This is a genomic window from Laceyella sacchari, from assembly GCF_004343255.1.
Lineage (GTDB): Bacteria > Bacillota > Bacilli > Thermoactinomycetales > Thermoactinomycetaceae > Laceyella > Laceyella sacchari.
Map to the genome: position 1 here is coordinate 403,157 of NZ_SMDD01000003.1, position 18,879 is coordinate 422,035.

The 18,879-nt window shown below is 51.8% G+C and carries 18 protein-coding genes, 1 riboswitch and 1 other annotated feature; of the genes, 2 read left to right on the forward strand and 16 right to left on the reverse strand.

Going from position 1 to position 18,879, the window contains the following annotated elements; all coding sequences use genetic code 11:
- Positions 1–31: 31 nt before the first annotated feature.
- From EDC32_RS12335 to EDC32_RS12350, 4 genes are all read right to left on the reverse strand, one after another.
- Complete coding sequence (locus tag EDC32_RS12335) at positions 32–2,437, reverse strand: DNA internalization-related competence protein ComEC/Rec2 (RefSeq protein ID WP_158283361.1); 2,406 nt, start codon at positions 2,435–2,437, stop codon at positions 32–34.
- Between the two features lie 149 nt (positions 2,438–2,586).
- Positions 2,587–3,144: a dCTP deaminase gene (dcd, locus tag EDC32_RS12340; protein ID WP_132222583.1), complete on the reverse strand. Its 558-nt coding sequence runs from the start codon at positions 3,142–3,144 to the stop codon at positions 2,587–2,589.
- A 179-nt stretch (positions 3,145–3,323) separates the two neighbouring features.
- Positions 3,324–4,484 (reverse strand): aminotransferase class I/II-fold pyridoxal phosphate-dependent enzyme, encoded by a 1,161-nt coding sequence (locus EDC32_RS12345; RefSeq protein ID WP_132222585.1) that lies wholly within the window; start codon positions 4,482–4,484, stop codon positions 3,324–3,326.
- Positions 4,485–4,565: 81 nt separating this feature from the next.
- Complete coding sequence (locus EDC32_RS12350) at positions 4,566–5,699, reverse strand: PLP-dependent transferase (protein WP_132222587.1); 1,134 nt, start codon at positions 5,697–5,699, stop codon at positions 4,566–4,568.
- A gap of 92 nt (positions 5,700–5,791) precedes the next feature.
- Positions 5,792–5,904: riboswitch (SAM riboswitch) on the reverse strand.
- Positions 5,905–6,088: 184 nt separating this feature from the next.
- On the opposite strand from EDC32_RS12350, the gene EDC32_RS12355 reads away from it, so the two are divergent.
- Positions 6,089–7,282, forward strand: a complete 1,194-nt coding sequence (locus EDC32_RS12355; RefSeq protein WP_132222589.1) for an ornithine--oxo-acid transaminase — start codon at positions 6,089–6,091, stop codon at positions 7,280–7,282.
- A 47-nt stretch (positions 7,283–7,329) separates the two neighbouring features.
- On the opposite strand, the gene EDC32_RS12360 is transcribed toward EDC32_RS12355, so the two are convergent.
- From EDC32_RS12360 to EDC32_RS12415, 12 genes are all read right to left on the reverse strand, one after another.
- Entirely contained in the window at positions 7,330–7,962 is a 633-nt protein-coding gene (locus tag EDC32_RS12360; protein WP_132222591.1) for a helix-hairpin-helix domain-containing protein, read from the reverse strand.
- Between the two features lie 158 nt (positions 7,963–8,120).
- Positions 8,121–10,589: a leucine--tRNA ligase gene (leuS, locus tag EDC32_RS12365; RefSeq protein WP_132222593.1), complete on the reverse strand. Its 2,469-nt coding sequence runs from the start codon at positions 10,587–10,589 to the stop codon at positions 8,121–8,123.
- 53 nt (positions 10,590–10,642) lie between these two features.
- Positions 10,643–10,872, reverse strand: a binding site (T-box leader).
- A gap of 51 nt (positions 10,873–10,923) precedes the next feature.
- A complete protein-coding gene (rsfS, locus tag EDC32_RS12370) occupies positions 10,924–11,265 on the reverse strand; it encodes a ribosome silencing factor (protein WP_022736699.1) in 342 nt (113 codons plus the stop codon).
- Complete coding sequence (gene yqeK / locus EDC32_RS12375) at positions 11,262–11,858, reverse strand: bis(5'-nucleosyl)-tetraphosphatase (symmetrical) YqeK (RefSeq protein ID WP_132222595.1); 597 nt, start codon at positions 11,856–11,858, stop codon at positions 11,262–11,264. The genes rsfS and yqeK overlap by 4 nt, the downstream gene beginning before the upstream one ends.
- The gene (locus tag EDC32_RS12380; protein ID WP_022736701.1) at positions 11,848–12,432 is read right to left on the reverse strand and encodes a nicotinate-nucleotide adenylyltransferase; all 585 of its coding nucleotides are present in this window, start codon (positions 12,430–12,432) and stop codon (positions 11,848–11,850) included. The genes yqeK and EDC32_RS12380 overlap by 11 nt, the downstream gene beginning before the upstream one ends.
- Before the next feature lie 6 nt (positions 12,433–12,438).
- Positions 12,439–13,308, reverse strand: coding sequence for a shikimate dehydrogenase (locus tag EDC32_RS12385; protein ID WP_132222597.1), 870 nt, complete (start codon positions 13,306–13,308; stop codon positions 12,439–12,441).
- Between the two features lie 53 nt (positions 13,309–13,361).
- Entirely contained in the window at positions 13,362–14,462 is a 1,101-nt protein-coding gene (gene yqeH, locus EDC32_RS12390) for a ribosome biogenesis GTPase YqeH (RefSeq protein ID WP_211341935.1), read from the reverse strand.
- A 29-nt stretch (positions 14,463–14,491) separates the two neighbouring features.
- The gene (locus tag EDC32_RS12395; protein WP_132223010.1) at positions 14,492–15,016 is read right to left on the reverse strand and encodes a YqeG family HAD IIIA-type phosphatase; all 525 of its coding nucleotides are present in this window, start codon (positions 15,014–15,016) and stop codon (positions 14,492–14,494) included.
- Between the two features lie 292 nt (positions 15,017–15,308).
- A complete protein-coding gene (locus tag EDC32_RS12400) occupies positions 15,309–15,488 on the reverse strand; it encodes a hypothetical protein (RefSeq protein WP_022736705.1) in 180 nt (59 codons plus the stop codon).
- A 227-nt stretch (positions 15,489–15,715) separates the two neighbouring features.
- Positions 15,716–16,306 (reverse strand): DedA family protein, encoded by a 591-nt coding sequence (locus EDC32_RS12405; protein ID WP_132222599.1) that lies wholly within the window; start codon positions 16,304–16,306, stop codon positions 15,716–15,718.
- 367 nt (positions 16,307–16,673) lie between these two features.
- On the reverse strand, positions 16,674–17,123 hold the full coding sequence (locus EDC32_RS12410) for a riboflavin biosynthesis intermediates N-glycosidase (RefSeq protein ID WP_246026942.1): 450 nt from the start codon (positions 17,121–17,123) through the stop codon (positions 16,674–16,676).
- 171 nt (positions 17,124–17,294) lie between these two features.
- Entirely contained in the window at positions 17,295–18,395 is a 1,101-nt protein-coding gene (locus EDC32_RS12415) for a M24 family metallopeptidase (protein WP_132222600.1), read from the reverse strand.
- Positions 18,396–18,656: 261 nt separating this feature from the next.
- Here EDC32_RS12415 and EDC32_RS12420 point away from each other — a divergent pair, with 261 nt between their 5' ends.
- On the forward strand, positions 18,657–18,845 hold the full coding sequence (locus EDC32_RS12420) for a hypothetical protein (RefSeq protein WP_132222602.1): 189 nt from the start codon (positions 18,657–18,659) through the stop codon (positions 18,843–18,845).
- Positions 18,846–18,879 lie beyond the last annotated feature (34 nt).

An 18,879-nucleotide genomic window follows, 5' to 3' on the forward strand; every position in this document is an offset into this window, starting at 1 on the left:
AAAAAGTTTGCCTTTTTGTTATTCCAACGCGCTATCCGTCATTTTGTAAAAAGGGAGCAATCCGTAGCCGACCCGTTTGCACCTCCACTTGGATCGCTCCTTGAAGGTCTGTCCGCCAAATATGTATCCGTTCTTTCTGCAAGCGGCGGATCACTTCTGGAGCGGGATGCCCGTAGCGGTTTCGCCTACCGGCAGAAATGACTGCATGCTCCGGCTTAAGCGCTTCCAACCACTTGGATTGCGTACCTGATCGACTGCCATGGTGAGCCACTTTCAACAGATGAATATCGGGCAGGCTCACTTGGCGCAGCAACTGGTCTTCTGTCGGACTTCCCGCATCTCCGGTGAAAAGAAACCGCACCCCTTCTACCGTCAACAGAAAAACAAGCGAATCTTCATTTCTTTCATGACGTGTGCTGATTCCCGGATGGTAAAATTGCCAATTCACGCCTTCCCCAAGCCTTTCCCATCGCTGCAAACGCGGTACCTGCACAGGAATGCCCCTGCGACGGATCGCTGTCATCACTTCGCGCTCCATGGGAGATTGGATGGGGGAGGGATTGCGCACCACCCGCTTGACCGGTATGCGCTCCACAATGGCCTTCACCCCGCCGATGTGATCTAAGTCGCCGTGGGTCATCACCAATGTATCAATCTGGTTGATGCCTCGGAATTTAAGAAAAGGAACCACTACTCTCCTGCCGGCATCAAAGGAAGCCTCCCTATCCCGCACATCGCGCCCGCCGCCGTCAATTACAATCACCTGACCTGATTTCGCTTCAACCACCGCACAATCTCCTTGACCCACATCCAGAAATGTGATGCGCGTCGCATCGCTCCCTATTTTTATGCTTGCGGCGATAAAGAACAAGCCGATCCAGCAAATCCACCCATAGACGCGATGCGCGCCGCTATAATTGCGAAATGCCCCACACCATGCAGCAAAAAGATACCAACTCGCCAATGCGTATGCCATCAGCCACCAACCCGGCGGGGTTTGCCACAAGCGATGCAATGGGGTCAACTGCGCCAGCATGCCAACGCCCCCATCCACGATATACAGGCAAAGCGTAACCATCTCGGCCAACGCACGGGCGCCCGTTTCCCAAACTGCCGCCAACAACACCGAAACCATCCCCAAGGGCGTCACCACTAAGCTGACAATGGGCACAAACAATAGATTGGCGACGCCAGACAAAAGCGAATATTCATGAAAATGAACCAGTGCAAACGGCAACGAAACCCCTTGAGCAATCAGCATTCCCGCTAATGCTTGTCGCGCCCAAGCCCATGGAAGAGGAAGGGCATCACCCAGACTCCCCGTCCCAATGACCAATGCGGCGGTGATGGCATAGGTCAATTGAAAACCTGCTTCTTCCAATACATGCGGATTCCAGCCACATTGGAGCAAAAATGAAAGGGCCAAGAAAGATAGCACATCTTGCTGGCGACGCAAAAGGGTAGCGAGCAAAACCATTCCTGCTGTCAAAGCCGCCCGGATCACAGGGGCGCCCATACCGGTCAGGATAACGTATAACGGAAGCAGAGCCATGACTGTTCCCGCCGCCTTTTCCCGGGTCATGCCAAGCCGCTTTAATCCCCGATATCCGACTGCGAGCAACACACTGACATGCAAACCGGAAATGGAGAGCACATGAATGATGCCAAGGGTAGCGTAATCTTGTTCAATCCGTTCGGAAATCGCTTTTCTCTCGCCCAGCAAAATGCCCCGCATCACACCGCTTGTCTGCTCCGGATACATCCGTTTCACGGTTTCACTTGCCCAGTTCCGCACTTCGCCCATCCAATACAGAGGGTGGTATCTGGCAACGGCCAACAAACGGAATTCGGACAGCGACTTTCCTTCAGCCAACCAGTAAATGCCGCGCCGTGCCAAATATTCTCTGTAATCAAAGGCCCCCGGATTGCGCGGCAGAGGCGGACGTTGAAAAGTGAGTGACATCGCTAGCGTCTGCTGGGGTTTAATCTGCGCGGCTCGTTGCCACTGGCTGGGATGGGACAAAGCTAGCGTGACGTGCACTGGCTCCCGTTGCGGCAAATGTCGCCACTTCCCACCTACGCACAACCGCTCCACATCGAGCACAAACAGGAGGCGATCTCCATCACGTTCAGGCAGGGAAGTGACTTTGCCTACCACCGGCATGGATCGGGAGGACTCGGCGGATGCCCCGATCAGTGGCGAAAGTGCCGACACCGCATGCCCCTCCACCCATGCGATCCGCCCTCCTGCCACGCACACGCCTACCAATAGCAAGGTGATAAAAACCCCTTTCCGCCATTGGTAATACGCCCATCCGCCACCCAGCAGTGCGACCGGCGCGGCGAGCAGGTAGACTGTGGCGGGGAGTCGACACCATCCATGTACGAAGTAGCCGAGCACCCACGCCAAACTTAACACCACCAAAGGCCGTTTCATTCTCCCACCTCCTTTTCGCCCAGTTCTTTCTTCCCGCGCCACGCTCATTCCCTTCTTTTTCCAACAGATTTCAACAAAAAAACACCCATGTCGCACATGAGTGTTCTCTTGCCGGCAATGCGGCTTTTTCCTTCGCACGATCTGAAGCTTTACACTTTCGGCAACGTAATACCCGTTTGGCCTTGGTATTTTCCTTGTTTATGCCCATAAGAAACTTCGCACGCTTCATCGCTTTCCAAGAACAGGATTTGGCACAATCCTTCATTGGAATATATTTTCGCCGGCAGGGGAGTCGTGTTGGAGATCTCCAATGTCACATATCCCTCCCAGCCCGGTTCCAACGGGGTGACGTTGGTGATAATGCCGCAACGCGCGTAGGTGGATTTGCCAACGCAAATTGCCAGCACGTTTTCGGGAATGCGGAAATACTCCACCGACCGGGCCAAAGCAAACGAGTTCGGCGGAATAATACATACCTCTCCTTGAAAGTCCACGAAGGAATCGGAACTGATTTCTTTGGGATCAATCACCGAATTTAACGCATTGTGGAAAATCTTGTACTCATTCGCCACCCTGAGGTCATATCCGTAACTGGACAAGCCGAAGCTGACGGCCTCCCCCTTTCCCACATTGCGATCGATAAATGGTTCGATCATCTTCCGTTCTCTCGCCATCATCCGTATCCATTTATCCGATTTGATTGTCATTTTGGATAACTCCTTCTCTGCTGGATCGTTCTTTATTATTGTACATAAATTAGGCGAAAAGAAAAGCGCCCCCTGTGTTAGGAGGCATTAGACTGCGGTCGAGGGCATGTGTGGGTAAAAACAGTGAACCTTTCCCCAGAAGCGACTTGTCACGCGTGAATATTTAGTTCCTGCGTGTGCTATCTCCCCACGGTTACCGACACGCTAAAAGACATCGCTTGTGCCAGGTCTTCAATCAGATCGTCGGCGCTTTCCAGACCGACCGACAACCGCAACAGTCCATCCGTAATCCCATGTTTTAACCGGACTTCCGGTGGCATGGAGGCATGGGACATCAGCGCCGGATAAGACAAAATCGATTCTACCGCACCTAGGCTGACCGCCACGATCGGCAATTTGACGCGTTGTAAAAATTGGCGCACCTTATCTCCATCGCCAAGATCAAAGGAGAGGACAGCCCCGTGCCCACTGGCTTGCGCGTCCTGTACAAAGTGGCCTTCATGCGACGGCAGGCCGGTATAATACACCCGCTCCACATCGGGATGCTGTTGCAGCCACAAGGCCACTTTTTCCGCACTTCTTGTCGACAGTTCCATTCTCGCCTTCAACGTTTTGATCCCTCTCATCACCAGCCAAGCATCGTGAGCGCCTAGCACTGCGCCAAATGCGTTTTGCAGTTGCGCTAATGACTCCGCCAATTCTCGGTCTTTGACTGCAACCAATCCAGCGATCACATCGCTGTGGCCCCCGATGAATTTGGTCGCGCTGTGGATGACAATATCGGCCCCCAATTCCAATGGACGCTGATAATACGGGGTGAGGAAGGTATTGTCCACAATCGTGAGGAGACCATGCGCTTGGGCGATGTTGACGACTCCCCGAAGATCGGTCACTTTCAACAGCGGGTTGGACGGCGTCTCAATATACAGCGCTCTGGTGTTAGGCTTGATCGCTTGCATCACCTGTTCCAAATCCGTCGTGTCCACGAAACTCGTCTCAATTCCCATCCGCTCAAATACGTTGGTCAACACGCGATAGGTGCCACCATATACATCCTGAGAAACCACCAGATGATCTCCGCGTGAGAAGAGGAGAAACACGGTGGAAATCGCCGCCATCCCGGAAGCAAACGCAAATCCCCTACACCCGCCTTCCAGATGGGCGATCGTCGCTTCCAACGCCTGGCGGGTCGGATTTCCCGAACGGGCATAATCAAATTCTCCTGGTTGGTCGATTGAAAATTGGTGAAACGTGGAAGCTTGGTAGATCGGAATGCTCGACGCACCCGTAACTGAACAGATCTCATTCCCATTGTGCAACAACTTTGTGTCAAACCTCATCTCATCCTCATCCCTTTCTTTAACTTACCGCACTCGTTTGGCGGTGTGTAAAAGCTCCCGCAGCGGAACCGGATTTCGTGCTTACTCTTGCGGTAAGGCTTGTGCCAAATCGGCAATCAAGTCCTCTTGATGTTCAATCCCCACTGACAAGCGCAACAAGCGGTCACAGACACCTGTTTGCTCCCTGATTTCCACCGGAATGTCGGCATGGGTTTGCGTGGCCGGATAGGTAATCAAGCTTTCCACGCCCCCCAGGCTTTCCGCAAAAGTAATAATCTTCAAATTGTTGAGAACCGGATGCACCCACTCTTTGCGCTTCAAGCGGAATGACAGCATCCCGCCGAACCCGTCCGCCTGCTCAGTGAGCAAGGTTTTGCTTCGAGAGTCCAGCGCGGGGTAATATACTGCGTCAACGGCCGGATGGCGCTCTAAATAAGCAGCAATCGCTTGGGCGTTGGCCTCATGTTGCCTCATGCGGAGCGCCAAGGTTTTCATCCCTCTGATCAACAACCAACAATCCAATGGAGATAACACCGCGCCAATCGCTTTCTGCAAAAAGGCGACCCGTTCCGTCAGTTCCTCACCCTTGGTCACGATCAACCCGGCCAACACGTCATTGTGCCCACCCAGGTATTTGGTGGCGCTGTGAATAACGATATCCGCTCCCAACGTAAGGGGTCGATGTAAAAAAGGCGTCATAAACGTATTGTCCACGATGGTGATCAGTCCTCGTTCCTTAGCCAGCCGGCAGACCGCGGCAACATCTGTCACACACATCAACGGATTGGTGGGCGACTCGATGAAGATCGCTTTGGTATTAGGCTGAATGAACCGCTCAATATCCGCCAAGTTCCGCATATCCACATAAGAAAAGGAACAACCGTACCGTGTCATCACCTTCTCAAACAGCCGGTACGTTCCACCGTACAGATCCAACGAAACGATCAAGTGATCCCCCTGGCTAAACAAACCCATCAACGTGTGGATCGCTGCCATTCCCGAACTGCACGCAAATCCGCCGTCCCCCTCTTCCAATCGGGCGATACTTTCCTCTAGCACGTCTCGCGTCGGATTGGAAGCCCGTGAATAATCATATCCAGTGCTCACTCCGTCAACATGCTCATATGCCGTCGAAAAGTAGACCGGATAGTTCACTGCTCCTGTATTCCGTTCCTGTTTGTTCCCGATTTGCGCCAACGCTGTTTCCATTCTCATCGGTGTGTCCTCTCCTTTGATGCGGAAATTTGGCAAACAAAAAACCCCTTCTCGACAAGAGAAGAGGTTTGCGCGCGCGGACGGACCGTCTCCTCTTATCTCTCAGAACTTTTTGTTCTGCAGGATTTGGCACCTTCCGGTGATACCATCTCACCGAGGTTGCCGGGCTTCATCGGGCCAGTCCCTCCGCCGCTCTTGATAAGAGAAACAATATGAATGTTTATTACGTTTGCATATTTAATGATAAGGTGATTATACCCACTCCTTTTTTATCCGTCAAGTCTGTTATTTATGCGCAACAGTGAAATAGTATACATTTCATTGATTTCGCGCACTTTATTACCTAAAATGATGTTAATTGGGTAAATTACAAGGGAGGTTCATCATCCATGTCCAAAAACCAAGCAGTGATTGAACTCACGGATAAATACGGAGCGAAAAACTACCATCCCCTGCCAATCGTCATCTCCAAAGCAGAAGGCGTGTGGGTGGAAGACGCCGATGGCAATCGTTACATGGATATGTTAAGTGCTTACTCTGCGCTCAACCATGGTCACCGTCATCCGCGACTCATCCAAGCGTTGAAGGATCAAGCAGACAAAGTGACGCTTACTTCCCGCGCCTTCCATAACGACCAATTGGGCACCTTTTATGAGAAAGTCGCTGAGCTGACCGGCAAAGAAATGGTTCTGCCCATGAACACGGGTGCGGAAGCTGTTGAGACGGCTATCAAAGCAGCTCGGCGCTGGGCTTACGATGTGAAAAAAGTAGCCGACAACCAAGCAGAAATCATCGTTTGTGAAGATAACTTCCATGGCCGCACCATCACCGCTGTTTCGCTGTCTTCCAACGAAGAATACCAACGTGGATTCGGTCCGCTCACACCCGGCTTTAAAGTGATCCCTTATGGCGATTTGGAAGCGCTTAAAGCGGCTATCACCCCAAACACGGCTGCCTTCATGTTGGAGCCGATCCAAGGGGAAGCGGGAGTCATCGTTCCACCGGAGGGCTTCCTGCGCCAAGCCTTGGAAATCTGTAAAGAACACAATGTCCTCTTCATCGCCGATGAAGTACAAACCGGTTTCGGGCGGACAGGCCAGCTCTTCGCCTGCGATTGGGAAGGCGTGAAGCCGGACATGTACATTATGGGTAAAGCATTGGGCGGCGGAGTTATGCCGATTTCCGCAGTCGCTGCTGACAGAGAAATCTTGGGCGTCTTCGATCCGGGTTCGCACGGCTCCACTTTCGGCGGCAACCCACTCGCTTGTGCTGTGTCCATCGCCGCCCTCGATGTTCTGGTGGAAGATGATCTCACCACCCGTTCTCGTGAGTTGGGTGAATACTTCATCACCGAATTGAAGAAAATCGAAAACCCGATTATCAAAGAAGTACGCGGTAAGGGCCTCTTCATCGGTATGGAACTGTATGAGAAAGCACGTCCATACTGTGAAGCACTGATGAAAGAAGGGTTGCTCTGCAAAGAAACCCACGACAACACCATCCGTTTTGCGCCTCCGCTCACCATCACGAAAGAAGAGTTGGATCTCTCGCTGGAAAAAGTGCGCAAAATCATGTCCAAATAAGCGCGTTACTTATTAAGCGATCCAGTTTGTCTGGATCGCTTTTTCCTTTAATGCACTGTGATCTGTTCGCGAAATTTCTCCACTGTCTTCGCGCCGATGCCGGGCACCTGCGCGATGTCTTCCACCGATTGAAACGGCCCGTGTTCTTCGCGGTAGCGGACGATAGCTTCCGCTTTGCTGGGACCGATTCCGTTTAGCTTGTCCAACTCTTCTACCGTCGCGGTGTTCACATTGATCTTCCCGCTGGCATCTGCGGAGTCTGCCTTCGCCATTTCCATAAACGGTGTCCCCTGCTCCCCTTGTTTAGGAATGTATAACACCATCCCATCCCGGAGCGGCTCAGCTAAATTTACCCGTCCCAAATCAGCCTCGTCTCGCGCCCCACCAGCGCGCTCCAGCGCCTCATACACTCTCGCCTCCGTACTAAAATGATAAATGCCTGGCTTATGCACTGCTCCTTTCACATCGATGATGATCACATTCTTACTCACTTGCTTGCTCATGTTTGCCGCAGGTCTTTCGGTCACGGGCGGATTGCCCTGAACAGGGTATTCCATCCATTCCTGCCTGTCAGGACGCTCTTCCTGTCCAAACAGCCAGACTGCCCCCACCGTCAACACAACCCCCGCCAACGCAATCGCCAAGCCCTTCTCCCTCGGTGTCCAACCCCAGTAAACCATCGCCTTCACGCTCCGACATTTTTTTCCAATTACCCACACTATACCTGTTTCTCTCCATTTGCACAATAGGGCTGATACCCCACTGTGTGCTGCCAGAACGACAAAAGACTCCGCCCCCTTATACCGGGAACGGAGCCTCTTATTTGGCTACATCCGCCTTAATTTGCTACGATATTTACCAGTTTACCAGGCACCACAATCACTTTGCGTACCGTTTTTCCCTCGATCAACGCTTGGATGCGCTCGGTTTCCAACGCCTGCTTTTCTACTTCCTCTCGGCTGGCATCGGTTGCAACGACTAACTTGTCCCGCACCTTGCCATTGATCTGCACAGCGATTTCCACCTCGTCCAACACCAAGGCCCGTTCATCGTAGGTGGGCCAGTTTACGCGGTGCACGCTGCCTTCTTTCCCCATCGACTGCCACAGTTCTTCTGTCACGTGCGGTACGAACGGAGCCAGCAAGACCACCAGTGTTTCCAGCGCTTCCTTCAGCACTGCGCGGTCAGCATGCTCGGGATAGGCATACAGCCCATTGACCAATTCCATGATCGCACTGATCGCAGTATTGAAATGGCTACGCTCCCCGATCTCGCTAGTCACTTTTTTGATGGTTTGATGCATCAGGCGGCGCAGTTCTTTTGCTTCGCCGCTTTGCGGTTCGCCCTGCACAGGGATATCTTGCGCAAACAGCGCTTCATGCTGGGCGATCAGCCGCCACACGCGGTTGATGAACCGATAGCTGCCTTCCACACCGGAATCGCTCCATTCCAAATCGCGATCAGGCGGAGCCGCGAACAGGATGAAGAGCCGAGCCGTGTCCGCACCGTATTTCTCGATGATTTCCAGCGGGCTCACCACATTGCCTTTAGATTTAGACATTTTGAATCCGTCTTTCAACACCATGCCTTGTGTCAACAAGCTTTTGAACGGTTCGTCCACTGGCACCAAGCCCGCATCGTAGAGAACCTTGGTGAAGAAGCGGGAGTAGAGCAAGTGCAATACCGCATGTTCAATACCACCGATGTACTCATCCACCGGCAACCATTTGGCCGCGTTTTCCGGCGTAAATGGCTCATCTTCATTTTGCGCGTCCGTGTAACGCATGAAATACCAGGAAGAATCGATAAACGTATCCATCGTATCTGTTTCACGGCGCGCTTTGTTGCCGCAACGCGGACACGTTGTCTGCACAAAAGTGTCCGAAGTGGTCAGCGGGTTGCGCTTTCCATCAAACACCACATCTTCCGGCAACATAACCGGCAATTGCTCTTTGGGCACCGGCACCGCTCCGCACGAGTCACAGTAAATCATCGGAATGGGCGTGCCCCAATACCGTTGACGGGAGATGAGCCAATCACGCAAACGGTATGTCGTCGTCCAACCGCCTTGCTTCCGCTCTTCCAGGAACTTGGCGATCTCCTTCACCGCTTGGCGGTTAGGCATCCCGTCAAAGTCTCCTGAACCGGTCAGTACCCCGTCTTCGGTATACGCTTCCGTCAACGGCTCTGGCAACGGTTCCCCTGCCGCTGGTTGAATCACCACTTTGATGGGCAATCCGTATTTGGACGCAAATTGGAAATCGCGCTCATCATGCGCAGGCACTCCCATCACGGCGCCCGTGCCGTAATCCATCAGGACATAATTGGCCACCCAGATCGGTACTTTTTCTCCCGTAAGCGGATGCTTGGCGTATGCACCAGTAAACAAGCCCACTTTTTCTGCCTCGGTGGAAGTTCGCTCGATCTCAGATTGTTTTTTCATCTGTTCGATGAAAGCGAGCACATCTGCTTCCGTTTCTTTGCCTTTCACCAAACGAGGCACCAAGGGATGTTCAGGCGCCACCACCATGTAAGTCACCCCAAACAGGGTGTCAGGCCGGGTGGTGAAGACGGTCACCGACTCATCGTCACATTCGGGCACCGTAAATGTGACATGCGCTCCCTCACTCTTGCCGATCCAATTGCGCTGCATCGCCCGCACCTTGTCAGGCCAGTCCGGCAGGCGGTCCAACCCTTCCAGCAGACGTTCCGCATAGTCAGTGATGCGTAAGAACCATTGTTCCAACTCTTTTTTGGTCACTTCTGAATCACAACGCCAGCATTTGCCGTCTTCCACCTGTTCATTGGCCAATACCGTGTTGCAGTCGGGGCACCAATTGACGAAGGCCTTCTTGCGGTAAGCCAATCCCCGCTCATAGAACAGCAAAAACAGCCATTGGGTAAACTTATAATACTCAGGCAAACAAGTACCAATATAACGGTCCCAGTCATAGGAAGCACCGATCAGCGCTTGCTCTTTGCGAATGCGCTCCATGTTGGACAAGGTCCACTCTCTGGGATTGATGCCGCGATTGATCGCCGCATTTTCCGCAGGCAAGCCGAACGCGTCCGCCCCCATCGGATGCAAGACGCGGTAGCCGTTCATGCGCCGGAACCGGGCCACCACATCACCGATGGAATAAACCCGCATATGCCCCATATGCAATCCTTCACCGGAAGGGTAAGGAAATTGCTCCAATGCGTAATACTTGGGTTTGCTCTCATCTTCATCCGTTTGATGCAGGCGCGCTTCCTGCCACGCCTGTTGCCATTTGCGCTCAATTTCTTTTGGCGTATACTCTCTCATGACCTGTACGCTCCTGTCCTAAAAAAGTTAAAAACCTCCCGCCCCTAGTCTCAGCTAGGGACGAGAGGTTGAATAACCAATTCCCGCGGTACCACCCTAATTAGCACCAATCAAGTACTCACTCAAAATCCGGTAACGGGGATGAATCGCTGAAGGGTACTAAAAGTTCGTTCCCCTCCAGGGCGATAAGGCGAGTTCGTCCACTGCCTCAGATTGACTTGCACCAACCGTCAACTCTCTGTGCTGAGCCAAGCGGAGTACTACTCCTTATCATAGCTGTGAAATCATATGTTTTTCATCATTATATGCAAAGGGGAAAATCAGTGTCAACGCTTTATTGCACTTTCACTTGCTGAGCGTCGCCCCACAGTCGTTCCAAACCGTAAAATTCACGCTCATCTTTGTGGAAAACATGCACAACCACATCCCCGAGGTCAATAAGAACCCAGCGAGCATCCTGATATCCTTCGATTCCTTTGAGTGGTAGGTTGAGTTCGACGATCTTCTCTTTGATGCCGGTCACAATCGCTTGTACCTGCGTTTGGGAATTCCCGTGGCAGATGACGAAATAATCGGCAAATCCCGATATCCCGCGAATGTCAAGAACCGTCACATCTTGAGCTTTTTTCTCCTCGGCAGCGGTGGCCGCCAATTGTGCGATTTCCACTACGTTCAAAAAAATTCCTCCCTTGATTCCGTTTGCATTTGCGCCACTTGGTCCAACAACCAGTTGCGGGCCAACAGCGTTGGTGGGTACACTTTTTGCTTCCTCTGAATCAAGAATTGGATCGTGTTTTCCAGCGCTTTTAGCAATGCTTGATCCAAGTTTGTTTCCGCCAGCAATCGCACTTCGTCCAATCCCGGAAATTGGCGCGCCGGTTCAATATAGTCGGCTAGCCAAATCACTTTTTCGAGCTGGGACATGCCCTCGCGCCCCGACGTGTGGTACTGGATTGCATGAAGCACATCGGGATCGGTTATGCCAAATTGATCGCGGGCTACGATGGCAGCGACAGGACCATGCCACAATTCTTTGTTGTATTGGAGCAGATCCTTCGGCAAATCCGATTGCCGAATCCGTTCGGCCAGCACGGTGTCGGGCCAGAACTTACAATAATCATGCAGAATGCTTGCGACGGTTACGGGATGAGGGTTCATGCCCAGCCGGTCTGCCAGCTGCAGAGCGGTATCTTTCACCCTGAGGGTGTGTTCCCACCGTGAGATCGGCATCTGTTCTTTTGTAGCTTGCAATAAAATCTCAAGATCCATACAACCCATGCTCCTTCATATACTGGTAAACGGCATCCGGAACAAGGTAACGCGCTGATTTCCCTTGACTGAGACGCTGGCGGATCATGGTGGAGGAAATGTTCGTCAGCGTCGGGTCCGGTATCCAATGAAGGCGATTTTTCACGTAAACCGGCAAGCTTTCCACCTCCACGCCCGGCCTTCCCAAACCAATGACTTGGACAGATTGCAGGATTTCCTTTATTTTATACCAATTGGGCAAATCTTTCACCATGTCCGCCCCGACCAAGAGGTAAAACTGGGCATCTGGATGTGCTTCCGACAACATCCGCACCGTGTCATGCGTATAGGAAGGACCTTTCCGCTCCAGTTCCATTGTAGACAGTTGAAAGCAAGGATGGTGTTGGATCGCCAAACGAACCATGTTGACCCTGTGGTTACTGGCCGAGATCCGTTTGTCCAATTTGTGCGGCGGTTCCGCCGCGGGGATAAACCAAACCTGATCCAATGCGGCAACCTCGCGCGCCTGTTCCGCCAAGATGAGATGACCCAGATGAATTGGGTCAAAGGTCCCGCCAAATATCCCTACTCTCATGATGATTCACTCTTTCTGTTCCCTTTTTCCCGCCAAGGAGGCTTCCAACACCTTGCGCATAACTTCGACTGGCGCCTTTTTCCCGAGCCACAACTCCAACGCCAAGGCTGCTTGATGCAAGAGCATGCCTTCACCGGTATGGATGATTGCGCCTTTGGCCTTGGCCGCTTGCAACAGGGCCGTCATGCGCGGATGGTAGACAAGATCGCTCACCAAATGATGGGCATTGAGCCATTCACCCGGAATCGGCATCTCCTCCGTCCGCGGCACCATCCCCACCGACGTGGTGTTAACGATCAACGTGGCAGCTTCAATCTCTTTCCGGCTATCATTTACGGCTACGGCTTTTGTCTGGGTATAGCGGGACAAGTGGTGCGCCAACTCCTCCGCCTTAGCCACTGTTCGATTGGCAACGGTAATCGAAGAAACGCCAGCCGCCGCCAGTGCATAACCGACAGCCCGTGCCGCTCCGCCCGCTCCCAAGAGAACCACCCGTTGCTCGGCCGGTTCAAACGAGATCTGTTCCTGCAAGGAGCGAAGATAGCCAGCTCCGTCGGTGTTATAACCGATCCACTTGCCTTCCCGTTTTACCACGGTATTAACCGCACCAATCTCCCGCGCCGTATCATCCAATCCGTCCAAATGTTCCATGATCGCCACTTTGTGCGGAATGGTAACATTCCATCCCTTCACATCCAGCGCCCGCAATCCCCTCACTGCCTCCTCCAGCGCAGATGGGGAAACCCGAAACGCCAAGTACACATAAGGAGCATTCAGTTCGGCCAATGCCGCATTCATCATAACCGGCGATTTGGAATGACTCACCGGATCACCGAGTAAACCGAGCAACCCTGTATGGCTGTCAATGAACCCCATTCCTCTTCCCCCTTGAGAGATGCGATCTCTTTATGCTTGCCCGACAGCCCGCGTCAGATCAATGCCGGACGTGTCGTCACCTGAATTCCTTCCGGCGCCCACACTTCCAGCGTAGCTTTTTCCTTGCCGCACGCGACCCAACCCAGTCCGGAAATTACGATATCCTGCTTTTGGCGGCCGTTTAAATGGATCGTATGTTTCTTCCATCCGGGCAACGCCTCCGAATTGCGGGGCGGCGTCAGCAAGCCACCGCGATGCTTCCGCCAAATGTCATCGGCTTGTGCCAATTTTGTCCGATGAACGTACAGCCGGTTGGATAAATAACAGACAAACGGTTGCTTTGGCCCGCGCACAAAGTCAAACCGGGCAAATCCCCCAAAGAACAGCGTCTGCTCCTCGTTCAGCTGATAAACTTTTGGTTTGAGCGTCGATTGAGGCACGACCAACTTCAGCTCTTTGGGCTCGACCCACTCGCTCACGCGGTCTTTGCGGACGATCCCCGGCGTGTCGATTATTTCTTTCCCATCATCCAGCGGAATGCGAATGGCGTCCAATGTCGTGCCGGGGTAAGGTGAGGTGGTAATCACATCCTCACCCTCTTCGGTAACCTCTTTGATCAGGCCATTGATGAACGTAGATTTTCCTACGTTGGTTGTACCGACTATGTACACATCCCGCCCACGGCGATGATACTCAATCGCTTGAGCAGCATCGCGCATTTTCATACCCTTGGCAGCACTGCACATGACGACTTCTACAGGATGAACCCCCATGTCTCGTGCAGACTGGTACACCCATTCCCGCAAACGTCCCCATTTGGTCGAAGGGGGAAACAAGTCCACCTTGTTAGCAACCAGCAATAACGGATTATTCCCAATGCGGCGATGCAGTCCCGGAATCCAACTCCCGGCAAAGTCAAACAAATCGACCACCAACACCACCAAGCTATCCGTCGATGCAATCGCATCCAACAACCGATAATATGCATCAGGATCTTGTTCCACCGCTTCAATCTGCCCATAATGCCGGATGCGGAAACACCGCTGGCACAACACCGACTCCCGATTGAGCGCCTGTGCCGGGGCATAACCGACCCGTTTGGGGTCTTCGCTCTGAATAGCGACGCCACATCCTTCGCAACGAATCTCATGCATGTCGTTCAATCGTCTTTCCACCTTGCTTTCTACGTTGATTCACCTTTATTGGAACGCTCCCACTGCACATGGCCTTTCCGCTTTAGCAAGCTAAACACGAAGCGCTCCATACGACGATTAATTCTCGTGAAGAACCCATCGATGTTTGAAACCGGCGCAACGAGGATGGTATACAAACCCATGCGGTTGCCGCCGAACACATCGGTTAACAACTGGTCCCCGATCACCACCGTCTCCTCCCGTTTGGTTCCCATCCGCTCCAGCGCCTTTCGGAAAGCGGACAACAAAGGCTTTTTCGCCGCATGGATGTACGGAAGCCCCAACGGATCAGCGAAATGGGCCACACGTGTCCGATTGTTGTTGGACACAATCATCACCTTAAAACCCATAGATCGCAACTCATCTAGCCAGGTGACTAACCGCGGGGTGGCGTCAGGTCGCGTCGATTCGACCAATGTGTTGTCCAAGTCGACAATGATTCCCCTGACACCTCTCCGTTTTAATTCCTCATAATCAATGACGTATATCGACTGTGCAAACAGATCAGGTACCATGAATTTTAGCACATCTCACACCGTCCACCTTGAGACTTGTCGGCAATAAATATATCACAGCGCAACCAAGGGTTGCAAAAAACAAAAAGACCGGACATCGCCGATCTGATTAAGACGTGTCTGATGAATAGGCCAGCAGCTCGAAAACCATTTTCTCATCCGCTTCCCACGTGGTGAGGCGCTGCTCAAGAAAAGGGGGTTCCGCTGCTTATTCCCTGCCAACTTGATTTGCCAGACACATCCCAGAAGCATCCACACATGTCGACGCAGTGGTGATTCATCAGGTTCACTGTTACGAAGATTGTCCCTCCTCCGCTTCCATCCGCTCTTTTTCGGCGAGAACCGCCAGAAACAAGTCCGCGTCAGACAAGTACTGGAACCAAGCGATCACTTCTTCCGCTTCCGTCTCTATCACATTGTATCCTTTATCTTCAAGCATTTCTCCAACTCGTTCCAATCGGTATGTTGCCATGTATCCATTCCTCCAACTCCATTGTCTCCCTCTTATTTTGCTGGTTATGAATACAGGATGCAAGCGGTTCTTCCCATTCTCATCAAGCATTCACATAAATCAGAAACAAAACGCTTGTCTTCGTCCCAGTTGCATCCAGATCATTGACAAGACAAATGCCGTCCTGCCAACTAAAAAACCAGCAAACAACATGTTCGCTGGTTTTACACGCTGGCTCCTTTGACAATTTAGCCTTTTTCACATTGCGTACTCTGTTTATTTCTTTTGATAAGATACCAGACGCCAAACGCCAAAGCGACCACGCCTGCCAAAATGTAACCAAATTTCTCCATGAGATCAAGAAAATGCTGAACCGTGTCCAAATTCCCCTTTCGCCCGACAAACAGCAAAACGGTGTTCCATGGAAAAACCCCCAGATAACTAAACACGATAAAGCGCCACAGTGAAATGCGGCTCATGCCCGAAATATAAGAAATATAGTTACCAAACCCGGTTGGGCGGGACAGGGTGATGCTCCATTCCCCGTATTTTTTGAACCACATTTGCGCTTTTTCAATCTTTTTCTGGTCAAATTTCTTTTTGGAAAACTTCTCAATCCGGGTGCCAAGATAAAAAGGAATTAAACTGAACGCAACGTATACAACACTATTGATAGCGGAGATCAGGACGAGGGTCCATGGGCTAACATCCATCAGGTAACCGTAGATCAGAACGAAAAGAGCTCCTGGAAAGGGCAACGACGACGCTTCAATCGCCGTGGCCACAAATAGCCCCCACATTCCACATTTAGCCAAAAAATCCAAAGCAATTTGTAGCATAAGTCCACTCCCTGCTGTCTTGTTAGCCTGCCTACAAAACGTTTACACGCGCATTTATATTCATGATCGCACAAAATTTCATTTTTAGGGAATCTAGAATCAGTATATCACATCGGGTACCTCCCGGTGCATCTCCCAACAATTGGCGTGTCCCGCACACTTCTGGAATCATCCCCACATCTTCCGTTCTGTCTATTCTTTCACAATCATGTGTGTTACCAACGCGCATGATTGTTTATCACCGCACAACCCATTTCATGATCTCACCATTTTATTTTAGCAGGTCATAAGAGCAGGTGATAGTGAACAACCCTTGAAACGTTTCGACCAGCAACAGCGAATAAGCCGTTGTCGTTGGCCATGTAGACTACGTCAACTCTTGACGCAGACGCTCACGCACCTCCATCAAAATGATGCCCAATCGATTTTTTCCCGTCCCATCACTGCCGACGCCCCAATACATATCCGTGGTCGTCAACTCCACGATCTTCTCTTCACCCGTCGCCAACAACACATCACGAATTTCCGGATGGCTTTTAAACTTGGCATAAACCGCACGCCGCATCACATCGTCTTTCACCGACTCCCAATCTGACCGTAAAGGCGCTTTTCGGGAACGCCCCCATTGTGCCGCCTTCATAGGTGACGGCGCCAACCGGATCTTCTCTGCATAATCTGGCGCCGTCGTCACAAACTTTTGCGCCTGAAAATAGTGCTCGGTAGTTGGCCATTCTTTCCCATCCAGCACAATCGGATGTGGGGAAAAATTGGAGAAACAACCATATGGATCGTTCACGCGATAAAATGAGATCGCCACAGCCGCGCCCCCCCTTACAACTAGTGTTTTGCAAATCAAAAAGAGGAGGCGAACGGAGCATCCTGCTCTGCCAAGCTTGCCTCCTCCTGACGCCATTTGCAACGCGCTTGTCACATCATCTGACAACATGGTAGTGCGCCGCTGGCAATTCGTGATATGGTTTACCTATCGTCAATCGATGATTTGGAACATTTTCGGGAACCGGGTCAACAACTCTACTCCATCCGCCGTGATGTGAACATCATCTTCAATCCGGACACCGCCCACTTCCGGAACATAAATGCCCGGCTCAATGGTAAACACCATGCCGGTCAACAACGGGTCGTCGTTCCGTTCATGAATCGAAGGAAATTCATGCACGCCAATTCCCAGACCATGGCCAAGGCGGTGGTTAAAATACTCGCCGTAACCGCGTTCACTGATGAGGTTGCGAGCTGCCAAGTCCACATCACCCATCCGCACACCAGGGCGACATGCATTGATCGCCGCCTCTTGCGCAGTCAGCACGGCGTCATAGATGGCGCGTTGTTCCTCGCTGGCTTCCTGATATACAAACGTGCGCGTAATGTCAGAGCAATAACCATCCAACACGACGCCCAAGTCAAACAGGACAAAATCTCCCTTTTTCAGCGGCCGGTCGCCAGGTGTGCCGTGGGGCAAAGCGGAGTTGGCTCCAAACAGAATGGTGGTGGGGAAGGACATTTCCCGGATTCCTTTTTTCTTCATGGCCAATTCGATCTCAGCCACGACTTCCAACTCAGTGCGGCCCAGCTCCAGTGCATCCAAGCCCACTTGCACTGCCTCATCGGCAATCAAAGCTGCCTGTCTCAAAATAACGAGCTCATCCGCGCTTTTCACCAGACGCATTTGGTTGATCTGTGCGTCCACTGCCGTGAAAGACGCCCCTGGCACAACGTTGAGTAGCGCTTCTGCACGAGCGTAGGGCAACGACTCTTTTTCGACCGCAATGGTGGCATTGCGCTCAATTCCCCGCTTGCGCAACGCCTCGCCAATCATCAACCATGGATCTTCTGCATCATCGTAACCGATGATCTGTTCAGTCCAGCCAGCCGCCCTTGCCCGTGCTTGCTCCATGTTTGGGCAAACGAGGAACGGGTCCGCTTCCGGGAACAGAAAGACGCCCATCAACCGTTCATGGGGATCGCACAAGAAGCGGGTGAGATAGAAAACATTTGGAGTGGAATGGACAAATGCCATCTCTACCCCCTCCTGTTTCAACCATTGCGAGATGTTTTCCCATTTACGTTCCATCATCAAAACACTCCTATACCATGGCCGAACTGCCAATGAATTTATGTAGTCATAAAATATCACTAACTTTTATTATAACGAAACGGATCATTTACACACGCATAAAAATTTTTCAAATATGATCGATATAATCTGGTTTAAGCATAAAATGTTCCGGGAAAATAATTCTTATTATACTCGGATGCTTTCCCAGCTGACTGTTCGGGCTCACTCCCATTTGCATGGCATGTAAACTCATGAGTATTTACGGGGGGATCACTGATGAAGAAAACGTATCTGTGTGAAAGCTGCGGAAAAGTGGCCGCCAAATACGAAGCGCGTTTGACGAAGAAAGGTAAAAACGTCTTGGTTTGCCAATCTTGTTTGAAAAAGCTGAATGACGAACCAGACACATTCAGCCATCCGCTCGACTTGGATCACCAAGACGGGGAATCTTCGTTTCAATGGTGAATCTACGAAAAAAGCAGCTTCTCTCCTATGAGGG